This is a genomic window from Pseudomonas sp. ES1 (assembly GCF_050586605.1).
GTDB lineage: Bacteria > Pseudomonadota > Gammaproteobacteria > Pseudomonadales > Pseudomonadaceae > Aquipseudomonas > Aquipseudomonas sichuanensis.
The window spans coordinates 1-17,514 of sequence record NZ_JBOBDM010000062.1 but is presented as its reverse complement, the minus strand read 5'-3'; the positions used below and the strand labels follow the sequence as shown (position 1 = coordinate 17,514).

Genomic DNA, 17,514 nt, shown 5'->3' with positions numbered 1-17,514 from the left:
AGCAAAGCCCGCAAAGTGGTCTTCACAACCTTCAGGAGCGCTTCATGATTCGCCCGTGTGCCCCCCGCAACGACACCCTGCGCAACGCCATACGCGGCGCCGCCCTCGGCCTTGGCCTGGCCACCGTCGGCCTGCTGCCGGTACAGGCCAGCGCCGCGCCGGCCAGCCAGAGCCAGCAACGCGACTGGAACATCCCGGCCGGCCCGCTGGCCGTCGCGCTGGACCAGATGGCGCGCCAGGGCGGGCTTAACCTGTCGTTCGACGCCGACAGCCTGAAGGGCAGGACCACCAACGGCGTGCGCGGCCACTATGACAATGCCCAGGCCCTGCAGATCCTGCTGCATGGCAGTGACGTGCAGATGCAGCAGCAAAGCGAGCAGAGTTTCTTGCTGATCCCTGCCCTGGACGCCGGTGATGCCTTGCAGTTGGGCGCCACCAGCATCTCCAGCAACCGCCTGGGTGAAACCACCGAGCACAGCGGTTCCTACACCACCGGCGCGGTGACCATCGGCAAGGCCCCACAGAGCATCCGCCACACCCCACAGTCGGTCACCGTGGTCACCCGCCAGCGTATCGACGATCAGAACATCACCAACCTCACCAACCTGCTGGAGCAGACCCCGGGGGTGGTGGTCAACCTCACCGACAGCGAGCGGGTGCAGTACTTCGCCCGCGGTTATGCGATCGACGCGATCCAGTACGACGGCGCTACCGTGGTGCAGAGCAGCGGCGGCGGTTCGTTCATCCAGAGCGACTCGGCGATCATCGACCGCGCCGAGATCCTGCGGGGCGCCACCGGCATGCTGCGTGGCGCCGGCAACCCGTCGGGCACCGTCAACCTGGTGCGCAAGCGCCCTACCTACGAATTCCAGGGCGAAGGCAGTGTCACCCTGGGCACCTGGGATGCCCAGCGCTATGTCGCCGATATCTCCGGGCCGCTAACCGAGACCGGCAACGTGCGCGGCCGGGTGATCGCGGTGCACGACGAGAAAGACCACTTCCAGGCGTCGCGCCAGGAGCGCAAGGACGTGCTGTACGGGGTGATGGCGTTCGACCTGAACGACAGCACCACCCTGACCACCGGCCTTGAATGGACCCAGCTCGACGCCACGGGCGCCTGGGGCAACCTGCCCGCCGACTACGACGGCTCGCCATTGCCGTTTGGCCGCAGCACCTACCTGGGCGCCGACTGGAACCGCTGGAACCGCAGCAACCTGCAGACGTTCGCCGAGCTCGAGCACCGTTTCGACAACGACTGGACCCTCAAGCTGATGGCCCAGCGCACCCACTTCGAGCTGGACGACAACGGCTTCAAGCAGACCTACTTCACCCGCGCCACCGGGGCCGCCAACCCCAGCCGCAACCCTTACCTGATGAACTACCAGGTCACCGAGGGCGATGGCGGCGAGAGCCTGCAGAACAACCTAAGCGCCACGCTCAACGGCCCGTTCGACCTGCTCGGGCGCAGCCACGAGCTGATGCTCGGCGTGGAGCGCATCCGCAACGACTCCTATGCCTCAGCCACCAACTTCGTGACCTCCGGGGTGTTCGATACCCGCACCTGGGACCCGAAAACCAGCCTGGCCAACCCCGACATCAACATCACCGCCCACCCGGTGCGCACCCGCACCACCCAGGAAGGGGCCTACGCCACCTGGCGCATCTCCCTGGCCGATCCGCTCACCGCGATCATCGGCGCGCGCGCCAACTGGTATGACTACGAGCAGGAAAACAACAGCAAGGCCAATGGCAAATTCAGCGTCGACAACAAGATCGTGCCGTACGCCGCGCTGATCTACGACCTGAACGACAACTTCAGCACCTACGCCAGCTACACCGAGATCTTCAACCCGCAGACCAACACCGACGCCGCAGGCTCGGTGCTCGAACCTGTGACCGGCGAAGCCTACGAGACCGGGATCAAGGGCGAGTTCTACGACGGGCGCCTGAACACCTCGCTGGCGTTCTTCCGCATCTACCAGGTGGGCAACGCGCTGGACGACCTCAGCGGCCCCAACCCGTGCCTGCCCAACTACACCAGCGGCTACTGCAAGGTGGCCGCGGGCAAGAACCGCAGCCAGGGCTTCGAGCTGGAGATCTCCGGCGAAGTGCTGCCAGGCTGGAACCTCAGCGGTGGCTACACCTACAACACCACCGAATACCTGAAGGACACCACGGGCAACAACGGCAACCCGATCCGCACCACCGACCCCAAGCGCCTGTTGCGCCTGTTCACCAGCTACCGCCTGCCGGGCGAGCTGCAGGCCTGGACCGTGGGTGGCGGGGTGCAGGCGCAAAGCGACATCTACAACCGCAGCGGCACCGCCGAGGCCGCGCAGTCGGGCTATGCGGTGTACAACGCGATGGTCAACTACCGCTTCAACGACAACTATTCGCTGCAGTTGAACGCCAATAACCTGTTCGACAAGAAGTACTACCGCCAGGTGGCGCCGACGCCGACCGGGTATTACTGGGGTGATCCGCGCAATGTGTCGGTGACCTTGCGCGGTACATTCTGACTTGCGCTGCCTGAGCGATCGTATTCGCGGCTAAAGCCGCTCCCACAGGGCCTGCGCATATCCTGTGGGAGCGGCTTCAGCCGCGAAGAGGCCGGCACAAGAGGATCAGTCCGCCACTGCCTCCAACCGCCCCACCCGCCGATACGCCTGCCGGGCAAAGCACACGAACAGCCCGGCCATCAGCGCCAGCGCCATGGGCAAGCCATGGGGCGCCACATCCATCGCCGCGCCACTGACCAGCGGCCCGACCAGGCTACCCACGCCCCACAGCAAGCCGACACTGGCATTGGCCGTGACCAGGTCCTGCCCTTTGAAGCGCTGGCCGATCAGCACCAGCGCCAGGGTATAGATGCCCCCCGCCACGGCGCCCAGCACCACCAGCAGCGGCCACAGCAGCCAGGTCATCTGCAGCAGCCACGGCAAGCCGATGCCGATGCTCATCGCCACCAGCCCGCACACCAGGTGCAGCCCGGTACGCTCGACCCGGTCGGCCAGCCAGCCCAGGGGCAACTGGAAAATCATGTCGCCGGCGAACACCACGGTCACCATCAACGCCGCCACGCCCACGGCAAAACCATGGCTGGTGGCATACACCGGCAGCAGCGACAGCACCACGGCATCGAAGAACGAGAAGAACAGCACCGCCATGCACAGCGCCGGGGCGACGCGGAAGAAGCCGGCCAGGCCGAAGCTCTTCTCGCCTTCCTCGTGTTCGACATGGTCGTTGGGCACGGTGAACAGGATGCACAGCAGGGCCAGGCCATAGCAGGCGGTGACGATGTAGGTGAGCCACGGGCTGTCGGCGCCGAGCAGCGCCAGCAGCGCCGGGCCCAGCACCTGGAAGCCGGTGAAGCTGGTGGCGTACAGGGCCATGATCTTGCCGCGGTTGTGGTCCGGGCACAGCTCGTTGACCCACGACTCGCCGAGGATGATCGCGATGCCCATGCCGATGCCCAGGCCCAGGCGCAGCAGCGCCAGCCACAGCATCGAGTCGAAGGCCCACTCCAGCAGGGCGATGCTCAGGGTGCACAGGCTGAAGCTGAGCAGGTAGATGGTGCGCCGAGTCAGGTGTTTGCAGCAGGCATCGACCATGAACGCCGAGAGCATCATGCCCGCCGCGGGGATCGCCGAAATGATGCCGATCTCCAGGGTTCCCGCCCCGGCCTCGTGCAGGCGCAACGACACCAGCGGCAGGCTCGCCCCAAGGCTGAAACCCACCACCGACACGGCGAACAACAGGCCCGCCAACAAACGCATGTTCATGTACCACTCCTTGCCCGCCGGCGCGCAGGGGCTATGGCCCTGGCCGGCAGTTGAATCCACTGAAAAATGATCGAACGCAAACGCCCGCCGTCACGCCGGGTAAGGCGCGCAACGCAGGGGCGTGAATCAGTTCAGGGCAAGGTGTGGCGAGAAGGTGAAGGCAAACAGCACGCTGCGCCGACGCTTGAGCACCGTGTCGCTCGGCCACGCGCGGCGCGCTGTCGGGGCGACAGGCTGGCGGGGGGAGCTGAAGACATCGGTACGGCGCATCGCTTGAACTACGCAGGTGGAAGAATGGAGGCGGCACTCTAGGCCAGGGGTGGTCGTTCCGTCAATCGCGGGGCAAGCCCGCTCCCACGCCGTGGAAGTCGATCGTCGTGGGAGCGGGCTTGCCCCGCGATGGCTTTCAGCGTTTACCGGTAGACGGCAGGAACACCGCCAACAACCCGAACAACGGCAAGTACGAGCACACCCCGTACACATACTCGATGCCACGCAGGTCGGCCACGTACCCCAGCAGCGCCGCGCCGATGCCGCCGAAGCCGAACATCAAGCCGAAGAAGATCCCGGCGATCATCCCGACATTGCCCGGCACCAGTTCCTGGGCATACACCACGATCGCCGAGAACGCCGAGGCGAGGATGAAGCCGATCACCACGCTGAGCACGGTAGTCCAGAACAGGTCGGCATAGGGCAGCGCCAGGGTGAACGGCGCCACGCCCAGGATCGAGAACCAGATCACCGCCTTGCGCCCGATACGGTCGCCGATCGGCCCGCCGAAGAAGGTGCCGGCGGCCACCGCGCCAAGGAACAGGAACAGGTGCAGTTGGGAGCTGGCCACAGACAGCTGGAACTTCTCGATCAGGTAGAAGGTGAAGTAGCTGGTGAAGCTGGCCATGTAGAAGTACTTGGAGAACACCAGCAGGCCCAGCACCAGCAGCGCCATCATCACCCGTTGGCGCGAGATGCCATGGGTGGCCTGCACCGCCTTGCGCGCCTTGGCCTGGTTGAGGTGTTCCTTGTACCAGCGGCGCAGCATCAGGGTGACGGCGAAGAACAGCAGCCCGGCCACGCCAAACCAGGCCACGTGGCTCTGGCCAAACGGGATGACGATGGCCGCCGCCAGCAGCGGGCCGAACGCGGAACCGGCGTTGCCGCCGACCTGGAAGGTCGACTGGGCCAGGCCGAAGCGCCCGCCCGAGGCCAGCCGGGCAATGCGCGAGGTTTCCGGGTGGAAGGTCGACGAGCCGATGCCCACCAGCGCCGAGGCCAGCAGGATCATCGGGAAGCTGCCGACGAACGCCAGCATGACGATGCCCACCAGGGTGCACAGGGTGCCCAGGGGCAGCAGGTTCGGCGTCGGCCGCTTGTCGGTGAAGAAACCCACCCAGGGCTGCAGCAGCGAGGCGGTGACCTGGAAGGTCAGGGTAATCAGGCCGATCTGGGCGAAGCTCAGGTCGTAGTTGGCCTTGAGCATCGGGTAGATGGCCGGTAGCACCGACTGGATCAGGTCGTTGATCAGGTGCGCCAGGGCGCAGAAGGTGATGATGCGCATCACCAGCGGGTTGGCCTGGCTGGCCGTGCTGCTGGCGCTGGCGGTTTGGGTGCTGCTGGTGGCCATGGGCTGGATGTCCGTGCGCAGGATGGGATCCGATTATCATGAAACAAATAGATACGAAGCTACCTTTTTATTTTTTCCAGGAGCGCTTCCTGACGTAACGTACTTGTAAATGGTTCTCAATATATTTAGCATCCTCAGGCCTCACCTCCCGTAAACGCTGGGCAAAACCGCCCTGCCCTTGCGAATAGAACCCTCCCATGAGCCCGATGCCCGCCTTGCAGCCACAGCCCGACCCCGAGCAGGAAGCCTTGGACTGGTTCGCTCGCCTGCGCCAGCCCGGCTGTGACGACGCGCTGCGTCAGGCCTTCGCCCTCTGGTGCCAGGACCCACTCAATGCCCGGGCCTATGCCCAGCTCGAAGCTTACTGGCAGCAACTGCAGGTGCCGGCTGCCCGGCCACGGCCGCGGGTCGCCAATGCCCGCCGCAGCCGCAGCGGGTTGTATCTGGGGTTGATGTTCCTGCTGCTGCTGGCGACCCTGGCGTGGCTCTTCTGGCCACACATGCAGCGCCTGGCCAGCGAGCTGCACACCGGCAGTGGCGAACGGCGCAGCGTGCGCCTGGCCGATGGCTCGACCCTGCACCTGGACAGCGCCAGCGCGATCAACGTCGACTTGCGCGATCGCACCCGCCGACTGCACCTGGTGCAGGGCCAGATATCCCTGGAAGTGATGCTCGATGGCCGGGCCCTGGAAGTGCAGGTGGACGATGCACGTATCCAGGTGTTCGGCACCCGCCTGCAGATTACTCGCTACAGCGACCATGACGAACTGCTGGTATCGAGTGGCAAGGCCGCCGTCCTGCTGGGCGGCGACCAGCGCATGGTCAGTGCCGGGGAGCGGGTGACCTTCACCGACAGCTACATCAACCCGGTGGAGAAGATCGACGGCAAGGCCGCCGGTGCCTGGCGCAGTGGCCGTTTGCAGGTTAGCCAAAGACCCCTGGCCGAGGTGCTTGAACGCCTGGCGGCCTATCAGGGGCAACGCGTGTGGCTACTGGATGAAGAGACCGGCCAGCGGCGGGTGAGTGGCAATTTCGACCTTGATCACCCTTTGCTGAGCCTGGAACAGCTTGCCCGCGACCAGCAACTGCGCCTGTACAACGTGCTTGGCCAAGGGCTGATCGTCCGTTGAAGCGAGCTTCCCGGCTAAGTTTTTGAAAGGTTGGCAATTTTTTTTAAAAACGTTGTTGACAGGATTGCGATTCGAGCTAATAATGCGCGCCAAGTTGGCTACATAGCTCAGTTGGTTAGAGCATAGCATTCATAATGCTGGGGTCCGGGGTTCAAGTCCCTGTGTAGCCACCACCTTTTAAAAGGGCTTATCGAAAGATAAGCCCTTTTTCTTTGCCCGCGAAAAAGCTACCTCACCCCCGCCACCACGACGGCCAACCCAAGGCCGATCAAAGCCACGCCGATCACTCGATCGACGATGCGCTGGCGCTCGATCATCGCAGCTCGCAGTCCTGCACTGGAGAAGAATATCGCCACCAGGCTGAACCACGCCCAGTGCGCGAGCGACATGAACGCCCCATAGGCGAAGTCCAGCGCCAGCGGGCTGCCAGGCTGAACCACCTGGGTGTAGGCACTGACCACGAAGAGCATGGTCTTGGGGTTGAGCGCATTGGTGAGAAAGCCCGTGCGCAGCGCCTTGATCACACCGTCGTCACCGCCATCCTGCACAGCTCCCAGGGTGATGCGCGTGGTATTGGTCAGCGACTTGTAGCCCAGGTACACCAGGTAAGCCGCCCCCACCACCTTCATCGCCAGGAACAGCACCGGGCTGTGGCTGATGATCACGGCGATACCGAGCACGGTGTACAGCACATGCACCTGCACCCCCAGGGCGATACCCAGCGCAGCAGCCAGGCCTGACTTGCGGCCCTGTGCATAACTGCTGCGGGTGACCATGGCGAAGTCGGCGCCCGGGCTGATGACGGCCAGAAGGGTGAAGAGAGCGACGGCGATAAGTTCGTTCACGAACAGGTTTCCTCGATGAAAGTTCACAGAAGATGGGATTATCCTGTTGCCTTGAACGAGTAAAAATCGATTTAAAGTGACATTAATCTGCTAGTTTTTCTCACCTATTAGCATTGAGTCGACCGGATGCTGCACTTCGTGGGAGCGGGCTTGCCCCGCGATAGCGCCGGCACAGGACAGCACATGAAACTGCCCCCACTGACAGCCTTTCGATACTTCGACCTCGCCGCCCGCAGCGAAAGCTTCGTGCGCGCCGCCGAGCAACTGCACGTCACCCACGGCGCCGTCAGCCGTCAGGTACGCCTGCTGGAGGAAAGCCTTGGGGTAGAGCTGTTCGAGCGGCGCAACCGAGCGGTGTTCCTGACCCGCGCCGGCCGCGAGCTGCATGGCACCACCCAAGCGATCTTCGAGCAACTGGAAGGCACTGTGCAGCGCCTGCAGCAGCAAACCGACGATAACGTGCTGGTGGTCTCCTGCGAACCGACCATCGCCATGCGCTGGCTGATCCCGCGCCTGCCGCGCTTGCACACCGCGCACCCTGACCTGCAACTGCACCTGGTGGCGGCGGGCGGCCCGGTGGATTTCGCCCGCGCAGGCGTGGACATGGCCCTGCGCCGGGACGACTTCCACTGGGACCGCCGGCTGCACAGCCTGAAGATCTGCGATGAATGGATCGGCCCGGTGGCCGCCGCGGGCTTCGAAGGCCAGCGCCTGCTCCACAGCAAGACGCGCCCGGATGCCTGGTCGACCTGGCTGCGCCTGAGCGGCCACCCTGCCGAACACCAGGAGCGCAGCGACTTCGAACACTTCTACCTGTCGATCCAGGCTGCCAGCGCCGGCTTGGGGCTGGCCATGGCCTCGGCGCTGATGGTCGGCGACGAGCTGGACAACGGCCAGCTACAAGCGCCCTTCGGCTTCCTGCGCGACGGCTCCAGCTACCATCTGCTCAGCCCGCACCCTTTGGACGACGGCAGCAAGCGCCAGCGCTTCGCGCAGTGGGTCGGCGCCGAATGCCAGGCGCACCTGGCTCACCTCGGCTTGCTGCAGAACGATGACCCGGCACCACCATCACCGCCCCAGGTGCGGTAACCGGCGGTATCGATATGGATACGCCCTGACGGATAACGACCCAGCCCCATGCTCCAGGCTTCTCCATGCTGCTGCCAGAACTGGCACAACGGATTAGGGTCGGCCCAGGCCGGCAGCAGCAGGTCTACGGCGAAGGCGCGCATATGGGCACTGCTCGGCGCACCGCCGGCACAGGCATTGAGGCTCGGATCGCGATAGGCCGAGACCACCTCGAACTGGCGCAGGATGCCCTGCTCATCCAGCGTCTTGATCAGTGACAGCGTCGAGCGCACCGCCGGCCAGTGGCTCGCCGGCGGCACCGCGAACGGCGAGGCGCGGCACTGGCGCCAGTCCGAGGCCGAGCGCAGCAGCTGATGGATCGGCACCACCCCGTACAACCGCGCATCCACCAGCATTTCCCGGAACCTGCGGTTTTCGTGATCCCCCGCCCATTGGGCGAACATCCACACATCGCGCTCGTCGGCCTGGGCTACGCCCATGCAGGAAAGCGCCCCCGCCAATAGCCATGCCTTGCCGCTTTTCATCGCCCCACCTCTTCATCCACCATGGGCGCGCCCGCCGTCCTGGCGGCCACTGACATGGAGTTAAGCATGCACAAGATTGCTCTATCGGGCCTGGCCGCCCTCGCCTTCAGCGGCCTGGCACTGGCCGACGCGCAGATAGACCTGGGCGACACCCAGCGTGTCACTCGGCTGTTCGCCTACCCCAACAACTGCAACGTGATCTGCTACCGCGACTGGACCTTGGAAAAAACCGTCGAGCACTACCTCACCCAGAGCGTGCAACGCGACGGCTATGCCAACGCCAAGGTCACGGTGAGCCGCGACAATCACAAGTTGCACGCCAGCATCACGGGCGTGCCGAGCGGCTATACCGAGCCTTTGCGCAAGCTGCTCGACAGCGGTGAGCTGGCCTACCAAGGCGCCACCCGCCTCAACCAGAAAGGCGGCTGGGACTACAACTGGTACCTGTTCCTGCCGCTGGGCATGGCCCTGGAGAACCGCCGCAGCATCGAGCTGCTGCACTTCCCGCCGGACTACTCGCTGACCCGCTACCAGGACTACCTGAAGTCCAACACCACCGACCGCTGGGCAGACCTGCTCACCTACAACGGCATCGACGCCAGCCAGACCCCGGCCTACCAGACCATCGTCGATATCGCGCCGATCGCCGCGCCGTCCGATGCCGGCAAGGCCCTCGAAGGGGTCTACGACTATTTCCACGACTACCAGGTGAGCATGGTCAAACAGATGACCGTCACCCATGCCGGCCAAGCGCTGCCGATGGTCGCCTTCGGCGCACCGGTGCGCGCCTGGATCCAGCAGCAGTACGGGCCGAAGGTGAACGTGCTGGGCCTGGTCAGCATCACCCCCGAAGCCGATGGCACCAAGGTGCCCGTGCTGGGCGCCAACCACCCCAGCGCTATCTGGTACGCCGCCGACCCGAAAAGCTACGGCGGCGACCAGGACAAGGCCGACGCCGCCGGCCTGAAGATGATGGGCCAGGACCTCTCCGCCGCCTGCTGGCAGGCCGGCATGGGCCGCAACCCGCAGGCCGACGCCAAGCTCACCCTGGATGCTTGCAGCACCAAGTGGCAGGTAACCCAGAAGAAGCAGACCTGCGAGCTGTTCTACCGCACCATCCGCAACATGACGCCGGAGCAGGCGGCAGCCAAGTGCAATACCGGAACGGTGACGCGCAGTTTGCGGGATTTGCGTAAACCTTTGGAAACGAATGGGGTGGACTCGGCGCTTTGATGCCCCTCTTGCACACGACATAATCCGTCCTGCGCACAGCCCCACAATGACTCGTTTCATTGGCTATCGGGGTGAAGAAACCGGCCTTGTGCCGGTTTCTTCGTTTTTGCAAACGACAGGAAGTCGGCCATGCACAAAACGCCTACCCAATTGGGAGACGAAAGCCTCGCCGAGGCATTCAGCAGATTGCTGGACCAGGTAGTCGCCCTGCAGGACGCAGGCGTTTCTCTGCATCAAGCACAGCAGGCAGCCGAGTTCACTTACCTGCTGACCAAAAAGCAATTCGACCGTATTCGTCGTATCTGCAAACAAATGAGCTGGCCGACGCCACAGTGCCGAGGTATTCGAGTCGATCTACAAGCCATCGCACATCCTTTGCACGCGAGGGCAACGAAGGACCGATGCACTGCGCAGGAGACCTTGCAGATTCTAGTCAGCGCCTATAGCGCCTACAGCCAAGTCGGGCTCAACAAGCCCAAGCATGCCCAAGGCATCCTGTTCAACACGGGCCGCAAGGTGATGATCGGCACAGGTAGCTACTACGCCGTGGCCGTCGTGAAAGTCTGTAGCGAGGGAGGTAAAACGTACTTGGCCCCCGTCACGGCGTATCACGCGACGGAGGCCAAGATTCGGAATATTTCATGACTACGGAGGAAGGACGGCCTCGAAGGCAAGTCTTCCGCACTGAAGCGGAACAACCCATGCGCCTGCGAATTCCCTTCATATGACCCTGGCTGCCAGGGTCTACGCAGCACCGCCGACAAATTTTCTGCTGTCTTCGTAGTCGGGGTTCATCCTATGTGCGCTCAGCCCGTTTTGCAAACCCGCCTGACGGGCTACACGCCAGTCAGTCTTCCAGCAGGGTACAGGCCATCACCAGCGCATCTTCACGCCCACCCGCCACCGGGTAGTAGTCGCGCCGCCGGCCGATTTCGTTGAAGCCGTAACGCTCGTACAGCCGATAGGCCGACTGGTTGCTGGCACGCACTTCGAGGAAGCACTCACGGCCATTGAGCTGGTAGGCCCGTGCCATCAGGTGCTCGAGCAGGCGCAGGCCCATGCCACGGCCCTGGCTCTCTGGCTTGACGGTGATATTGAGCAGGTGCGCCTCGTCGATGATCACGTTGATCACGCCATGGCCGACCTGCTGCTGACCATCGAACATCAGCCACACTTCGTACGACTTCAGCGCATCCTGGAAGATGCCGCGGGTCCAGGGGTGGCTGAAGGCTGCGTATTCGATCTTCAACACGGCATCCAGATCCGCCTCGGTCATCGGGCGGAAACTGATCGACTCACTCATTCAACGCTCTTCCAGCGCGCCATCAGCTGGCGCATGGCTTTCCAGACGTCCGCCTTGCGCTGCGGCTCGTCCATCAACAGTTCAAGGCCGGGCAAGGCCCAGGCATCGCCGAGCAGGTCGACCTTGAGTTCTTGGTAATAGGCCTCGGCGTCGGCCTGGCCGGCGAAGCGAATGGCAGGCAGGCCGATCAGCCACAGGCAACTGCTGGGCGCCTCTTCCAGGCGTGCGGCGATGAAGCCCTGGACGAAGTCGCGGGCGGCGTCCGGCCCTTGATCCATGTTGCCGCGCATCAGCAGTGGCCAACGCACCGGCTCGCCGATGATCTGCGGGGCGTCCGGCAGGCCGGCGGCGCGCAGCATGTCCTTGAGCAGCAGGTACGACGGGTCGCGGCTCTGGAAGGGTTGACCGGTGGCCAGCTCCACCAGCAGCAGGCAGCTGCCAGCGCGCAGCAACTGCAGGGCAAAGCGCGGTGGTGGCACCGGGGCGCGGCGCGGCGCGGGGGCCTCTACCTCGACTTCGACCGGCTTGGCGACCGGTTTCGGCATGCTGCCAGGGCGCGGAATCTCGATTTTCGGCCGCTCTGCGCGCGGCTGGGGCGCCACCGGCGCTTCCCGGGTCGCGGGTGCCGACGGCCGCACCTCGAAGTCGATGTCTTCGACCGGCGCCACCGGCAACAGCAGTTCCGGGCGCGACGGCGCGGCGAACGGCAGTTCGGCACGCGGCAGCCAATGCACCACTTGCATGGCGGAAAGGTAGGCGCGGCGGCGGGGTTCGGTCAGCAAGGCTCGGGGGTCCGGGGTTCGAAACGTCGCACATTCTAACGTTGTTGGCCGGGCTGTGCCGCAACTGGTCGGCGGATTTTTGTCACCTGTGACGGCCCTTTCGCGGGGCAAGCCCGCTCCTGCAGGTTTCGCGGGGCCCGTAGCAGCGGGCTTGCCCTGCGAAAGGGCCAGTGAATCCCCTACATGTACAAAGGTTATCCCCCATTGCAGACCAAGGGGTGAAATCCTCCCCCCCGTATGCAGTACAATCGCCCCTTTTATTTGGCAACGAGTCGACCCGCCAATGATCGAACCCAAGCGCGTCCTGCGCGCCCTAGCCGAACACTGGGCCTTGATCGAGCCGCTGTGCGAGCGCTTCGACCAGGGCACCCTGAGCCTGGTCGAACTGCGCCAGCAGTTGGCCCGCCAACAGGTGGAGAGCACGCCGCAGGACATCACCCAGCTGCTCGACGTGTGGATCCGCCTGGACATCCTGGTCCCGGTGGCCAAGAGCCCGAACCGTTTCGAGCTCAACGCGCAGATCCACGACTTCCTCGCCTACCTGCGCCGCGAGCACCGGCTGGGCCTGTGCCTGGAAATCGAAGCCTACCTGCGCCACCTGGAGCGCCTGGCCGGGCATATCCAGGACGCCTTCGACAACCGCGACAGCGACGACCTGGCGCGCCAACTGCGCTTGCTCGACATGCGCGTGCGCGACGTGCTGAAGAAACTCGACAACGACGAGCAGGCGCTGGTAGCCGTGGCCGAACGGGCCAAGACCAGCAACCGGCAGATCCCGCTGCGCCAGCGTTACGCCGAAGTGCTGGCAACCTGGGACGAATACGTCGAACCGATGATCCAGCTGGTCAACGCCGACGGCGCCTTCGAGCAGGGCGTGCGCAAGGTCGAGACCGTGCTGCTGCGCCTCCTGGGCGAGCAGGCGCGCCTGGGCCACCTGGTCGACGACGACATGCTGCTGCGCACCCACGCGCGCATCCTCGAGATGCAGACCAGCGCCCAGCTCACCCTGCGCCACGCCCGCGAACTGCTGCTGCCGCTGCGCGAAGAAGCCCGCCGGCACAACGCCGTGACCCGTGGCGCCGCGCTGGCCTTGTCGGTGATCCGCAAGAAGGGCATCGACGCCGTGCCGCAAGCGGCCATGCCGATGTTCACCCGCCCGCAGAGCACCTTCCTGGGCAGTGCCAGCCAGGTCGAAGCCTATGTCTATGCCCTGGCCCGTTTCGAGCCCAAGCCTGCGCGCTTCCCGAAAGCGCACAAGACCCATAAGGGCCCGCTGCCCCGCGCCCCGCGCACGGTCAAGGAGATGCTCGAGCGCTGCGAGGAGGCCCTGCCGCTGCCGGACCTGATGGTCTGGCTACTGGAGCAGGAACCCGAGGGCGCCACCGACGAACTGCTGTACTGGTTCTCGCGCCTGTCGCGCGAGAAGCGCTTCGCCCGCCAGCGCCTCGACCGCCAGGAATACATCACCCGCGAACACCTGGTCAGCCTGCGCTCCTTCGCCCTGACGTCCAGCCGCGAAAACAAGCCGGCCACCACGACCGAATCCACCGCGAGCCCCGCCCATGCATCTTGATCTTTCCGAACTGTCCCAGCTCGCGCCGATCTTCCGCGAGCTGTTCAAGGGCTTCCACGTCAGCCGCCGCGACCCGGAGCTGTACGCCCAGCTGTCGAATTTCCAGGACCAGTACCGCACCCTGTTCAAGGCCCTCGGTTTCGAACTGGTCTGCGACACCCGCGGTTTCTACTACTTCGTCCCCGAGCAGGCCGCCGCGCAGGTCAACAAGACCGCCCAGCGCCTGTCGCTGTTCACCTTCATTCTGGTCGAGCACCTGGCCGACCAGGGCCGTGACCCGATGGCCGTGCTCGACGGCGGCAGCATGGGCCGCGACGAATTGCCGTCGCTGCTGGACAAGTACCGCGACCTGTTCTTCCAGGCCGAAGTGCAGACCGTCGAAGAGCTGGAAGAGAAGATCCTGCGCCGCATGACCCAACTCGGTTTCGCCCACGAAGAAGGTGGCATCTACCGCTTCCTGCCGCCGATGCACCGCTTCCTCGACGTGTGCCTGTCGGTGCAGCAGGACCGCGACCTCGCCGCCACCCTGCACAGCGACCTGCCACTGCCGATCCCGGTACTGGTGGTGGAAGAGACGCCCGAAGAACTCAACCGCACCGACGACCCGCTCGACCTCACGCCGTTCGACGGCCAGGAGAGCGAAGAGGACGCCCTGGCCCGGGCCATCCGCGAAGAGCAACAGGAGATTGACGCATGAGCCAGGAACGCTACGGCATCCGCCGCTTCGCACTGCTCAACACCGCCGGTTACAGCCTCGGCCTGTTCCCCCTGGAACACCCGCTATCGGTCTATGGCGCCAACAACCTGGGTAAATCGGCGTCGATCAACGCCCTGCAGTTCCCGATCCTGGCGCGCATGTCGGACATGAGCTTCGGCAAGTACAGCCTGGAACAGTCGCGCCGCTTCTACTTCGCCAGTGACACCAGCTACATCCTTTGCGAGCTGAACCTGCCCCACGGCCCGCATGTGATCGGCGTGGTCGGCCGCGGCCCGGGCGGCGGCTTCGGCCACCAGTTCTTCGCCTACCAGGGCGAGCTGGACCTGGCCCATTACCAGAAAGACGACACCTGCCTGCGCCAGAAAGAGCTGTTCACCAACCTCGAGCGCAACGGCCTGAAAGCCTACGAACTCAAGCCGGACGAACTGCGTCGGCTGCTGGTCGGCGGCCACACCTCGGTGCCGCTGGACCTCACCCTGATCCCGCTGCGTTCGACCAGCGAGCAGAGCCTGAAGACCTTCCGCGCGCTGTTCATCAACCTGCTGCACATGCGCGAGATCACCGCGGCCAAGCTCAAGCAGCTGTTCCTCGACGCCTTCGAACATAGCCTGCGCTCGGGCAGCGTCGACTACATCGCCGCCTGTGAAGAGGCCTTCCGCGATGTGCGCCGCATGGAGGGCGACTACAACGCCCTGGTGGCCGCGGGCCCACTGGTCGAGGCCCTGGCCGGCGGCGTGGCCCAGCGCGACATCCTGCGCGGCAAGCTGCACCGCATTTCGCCCCTGCTCGACAACCTGCTGGGCACCTGGCAGGAGTACGCCATGGCGCGCAAGGAAGAGCTGGTCATCCAGTCCGAGCACTACCGCGGCGAGCAGGACCGCCTGCAGAACGACCAACGCGGCGGCACCCAGGAGCTGATGCGCCTGGAGCGCGAGATCACCGGCATCCAGCGTTGGCTGGGTGAGCTGTCGGTGCTCAAGCACCGCTTCGCCCTGGTCACCGACGTCAAGACCCTGGAACAGCAACTGCTGGCCGCCAAGGATGCCCACGACGAACTGGCCGGCGCCCTGGCCCAGTCGCGGCAGTTCTCCGCCGAAGACCTCGACGAGCGCGTGCGTGACCTCGAGAAACGCGTGAAAGCGGTCAAGCTGCAACTCGACCACGCCGACAACAACAGCTACGCCCGCCTGCGCGAAGAGTTCTCCCAGCAGGACGTCGACCGCCTGATGCGCCTGTTCAACGGCGCGCTGTTCAGCCTGCCGCTGGGCGAACGCGGCATCGAACTGGATGACAGCGATGTCTGGGTCAAGACCCTGGAAGGCGTGCTTGAGCGCTTCAAGGGCGAGCGCTTCGAAGTGCCGGGCCTGTCCATCGATATCTCGCACATCGACCCGCCCGCGCTGCAGGCCCTGGCCGACCGCGCCGCCCTGCGCGACCAGAAAGAACGCCTGGATAAAGAGCTCAAGCAGCTCAAGACCCAGCAGGCCGTGGCCCTCGACCGCGCCGCCAGCAAGGCACAGACCGAAGCGCTGTACCAGCAGGTGCTGGATGCGCAGAAGGCCCTGGAAGATTTCCGCCGCGCCGAGACCCTGGCCGCCGAAGAGCCGGAGAAGATGGAGCAACTGAGCCAGCTGGAAGCGGCCCAGGACGAGCTCAAGCGCTCCAGCGACGCCTTCACCGAACGCGTCCAGCAGCTCTCCGCCAAGCTGCAGTTGGTAGGCCGGCAGATCGCCGACCTGGAAGCCAAGCAGCGCACCCTGGAGGACGCCCTGCGCCGTCGCCAGTTGCTGCCGGCCGACCTGCCCTTCGGCACGCCATTCATGGAAGCGATCGACGACTCCATGGACAACCTGCTGCCGCTGCTCAACGACTACCAGGACAGCTGGCAGGCGCTGCAGCGCGTGGACAACCAGATCGAGGCGCTGTACGCCCAGGTGCGCCTCAAGGGCGTGGCCAAGTTCGACAGCGAAGACGACATGGAGCGCCGCCTGCAGCTGCTGATCAACGCCTACTCGCACCGCACCGAGGAAGCACTGACCCTGGCCAAGGCGCGCCGCGCGGCGGTCACCGACATCGCCCGGACCCTGCGCAACATCCGCAGCGACTACGACAGCCTGGAACACCAGCTGGCGCTGTTCAACCGCGAAATCAACAAACGCCAGGTTTCCAACCTGGAGAGCTTCCGCGTGGTGTTGGCGCCGAACAAGGAAGCGCTCAAGCACATCGACCAGATCATCCACAGCGCCGGCCAGTACGAGGAAGGAGAGACCCTGTCGGTGTTCGACCTGACCCAGAACAGCGACCAGGATCACAAGAACGAAGAGGCCAAGGAATACCTGGCGCGGCTGGTGGCGGCCAACCACAACCAGCTGGGCCTGAAGGACCTGTTCGAACTGGCGTTCGAGATCACCAAGATCAACAGCCAGCCGGTGATTCACGCCGACATCGACGGCGCCGCTTCCAACGGCACCACCATGACCATCAAGGCGCTGACCAACATGTACCTGTTGCTGCACCTGATGGACCGCGACCTGGCCGGGCGCATTCGCCTGCCGTACTACCTGGACGAGGCCGCGGACATCGACGAACGCAACCAGGCCGCGCTGCTGGAAACCAGCCAGCAGCTGGGCTTCGTGCCGATCCTAGCGAGCGTGAAGCCGCAAGTGTCGGCACGGGTGGCGATCGATCTGGAAGGCGGGAGCGGGCCGAATGGCATCTACATCGACGAGGCGGACTGGAAGTACATCAGCCGTCGCGATGAGGTGAAGGCCATTGTGCGTGAGGATGAGGCCGAGGAACTGGCCTGAAATCTGTGTACTGGGGCCGCTTTGCGGCCCTTTCGCGGGTAAACCCGCTCCCACAGGATTGATGCAGTACCTGTGGGAGCGGGTTTACCCGCGAACGAGGGCGGAGC

General features: G+C 64.7%; 14 protein-coding genes and 1 tRNA gene. 9 read left to right on the top strand and 6 right to left on the bottom strand.

Annotation, left to right across the window (positions count from 1 at the left end; translation table 11 throughout):
- Positions 1 to 44 precede the first annotated feature (44 nt).
- The gene (locus tag ACQ4N9_RS22065; protein WP_390970149.1) at positions 45 to 2,519 is read left to right on the top strand and encodes a TonB-dependent siderophore receptor; all 2,475 of its coding nucleotides are present in this window, start codon (positions 45 to 47) and stop codon (positions 2,517 to 2,519) included.
- Positions 2,520 to 2,624: 105 nt separating this feature from the next.
- Here ACQ4N9_RS22065 and ACQ4N9_RS22060 read toward each other — a convergent pair whose 3' ends face one another.
- Both ACQ4N9_RS22060 and ACQ4N9_RS22055 read right to left on the bottom strand, forming a co-directional pair.
- Positions 2,625 to 3,782: an MFS transporter gene (locus ACQ4N9_RS22060; protein WP_110995660.1), complete on the bottom strand. Its 1,158-nt coding sequence runs from the start codon at positions 3,780 to 3,782 to the stop codon at positions 2,625 to 2,627.
- Between the two features lie 406 nt (positions 3,783 to 4,188).
- Positions 4,189 to 5,403, bottom strand: a complete 1,215-nt coding sequence (locus ACQ4N9_RS22055; RefSeq protein WP_390970152.1) for an MFS transporter — start codon at positions 5,401 to 5,403, stop codon at positions 4,189 to 4,191.
- A 197-nt stretch (positions 5,404 to 5,600) separates the two neighbouring features.
- Between ACQ4N9_RS22055 and ACQ4N9_RS22050 the strand changes: the two genes are divergently transcribed.
- On the top strand, positions 5,601 to 6,533 hold the full coding sequence (locus ACQ4N9_RS22050) for a FecR family protein (RefSeq protein WP_390970154.1): 933 nt from the start codon (positions 5,601 to 5,603) through the stop codon (positions 6,531 to 6,533).
- A gap of 96 nt (positions 6,534 to 6,629) precedes the next feature.
- Positions 6,630 to 6,706: transfer RNA gene (locus tag ACQ4N9_RS22045), tRNA-Met, on the top strand.
- Between the two features lie 54 nt (positions 6,707 to 6,760).
- Here ACQ4N9_RS22045 and ACQ4N9_RS22040 read toward each other — a convergent pair.
- On the bottom strand, positions 6,761 to 7,378 hold the full coding sequence (locus ACQ4N9_RS22040; protein ID WP_390970156.1) for a LysE family translocator: 618 nt from the start codon (positions 7,376 to 7,378) through the stop codon (positions 6,761 to 6,763).
- Positions 7,379 to 7,561: 183 nt separating this feature from the next.
- On the opposite strand from ACQ4N9_RS22040, the gene ACQ4N9_RS22035 reads away from it, so the two are divergent.
- Positions 7,562 to 8,467, top strand: a complete 906-nt coding sequence (locus ACQ4N9_RS22035; RefSeq protein WP_390970158.1) for a LysR substrate-binding domain-containing protein — start codon at positions 7,562 to 7,564, stop codon at positions 8,465 to 8,467.
- Here the strand turns inward: ACQ4N9_RS22035 and ACQ4N9_RS22030 are convergent.
- Positions 8,407 to 8,991: a D-Ala-D-Ala carboxypeptidase family metallohydrolase gene (locus ACQ4N9_RS22030; RefSeq protein ID WP_390970160.1), complete on the bottom strand. Its 585-nt coding sequence runs from the start codon at positions 8,989 to 8,991 to the stop codon at positions 8,407 to 8,409. The two genes, ACQ4N9_RS22035 and ACQ4N9_RS22030, sit on opposite strands and share 61 nt — an antisense overlap.
- A 66-nt stretch (positions 8,992 to 9,057) precedes the next feature.
- On the opposite strand from ACQ4N9_RS22030, the gene ACQ4N9_RS22025 reads away from it, so the two are divergent.
- Positions 9,058 to 10,224 (top strand): hypothetical protein, encoded by a 1,167-nt coding sequence (locus tag ACQ4N9_RS22025; RefSeq protein ID WP_430933719.1) that lies wholly within the window; start codon positions 9,058 to 9,060, stop codon positions 10,222 to 10,224.
- A 129-nt stretch (positions 10,225 to 10,353) separates the two neighbouring features.
- Positions 10,354 to 10,869: a hypothetical protein gene (locus tag ACQ4N9_RS22020; protein ID WP_390970164.1), complete on the top strand. Its 516-nt coding sequence runs from the start codon at positions 10,354 to 10,356 to the stop codon at positions 10,867 to 10,869.
- 202 nt (positions 10,870 to 11,071) lie between these two features.
- Here ACQ4N9_RS22020 and rimI read toward each other — a convergent pair whose 3' ends face one another.
- Both rimI and ACQ4N9_RS22010 read right to left on the bottom strand, forming a co-directional pair.
- Entirely contained in the window at positions 11,072 to 11,527 is a 456-nt protein-coding gene (gene rimI / locus ACQ4N9_RS22015) for a ribosomal protein S18-alanine N-acetyltransferase (protein ID WP_110996186.1), read from the bottom strand.
- Positions 11,524 to 12,309 (bottom strand): energy transducer TonB, encoded by a 786-nt coding sequence (locus ACQ4N9_RS22010; protein WP_390970166.1) that lies wholly within the window; start codon positions 12,307 to 12,309, stop codon positions 11,524 to 11,526. The genes rimI and ACQ4N9_RS22010 overlap by 4 nt, the downstream gene beginning before the upstream one ends.
- A 283-nt stretch (positions 12,310 to 12,592) precedes the next feature.
- Here ACQ4N9_RS22010 and mksB point away from each other — a divergent pair, with 283 nt between their 5' ends.
- The 3 genes from mksB to mksF are packed head-to-tail and all read left to right on the top strand — an operon-like array spanning position 12,593 to position 17,407.
- Positions 12,593 to 13,882 carry an Mks condensin complex protein MksB gene (mksB, locus tag ACQ4N9_RS22005; RefSeq protein ID WP_390970168.1) on the top strand — a complete coding sequence of 430 codons (1,290 nt, stop codon included), beginning with the start codon at positions 12,593 to 12,595 and terminating at the stop codon, positions 13,880 to 13,882.
- A complete protein-coding gene (mksE, locus tag ACQ4N9_RS22000; RefSeq protein ID WP_390970171.1) occupies positions 13,872 to 14,579 on the top strand; it encodes an Mks condensin complex protein MksE in 708 nt (235 codons plus the stop codon). The genes mksB and mksE overlap by 11 nt, the downstream gene beginning before the upstream one ends.
- The gene (mksF, locus tag ACQ4N9_RS21995; RefSeq protein WP_347149369.1) at positions 14,576 to 17,407 is read left to right on the top strand and encodes an Mks condensin complex protein MksF; all 2,832 of its coding nucleotides are present in this window, start codon (positions 14,576 to 14,578) and stop codon (positions 17,405 to 17,407) included. Before mksE ends, mksF begins: the two co-directional genes overlap by 4 nt.
- The last annotated feature ends 107 nt before the right edge of the window (positions 17,408 to 17,514 follow it).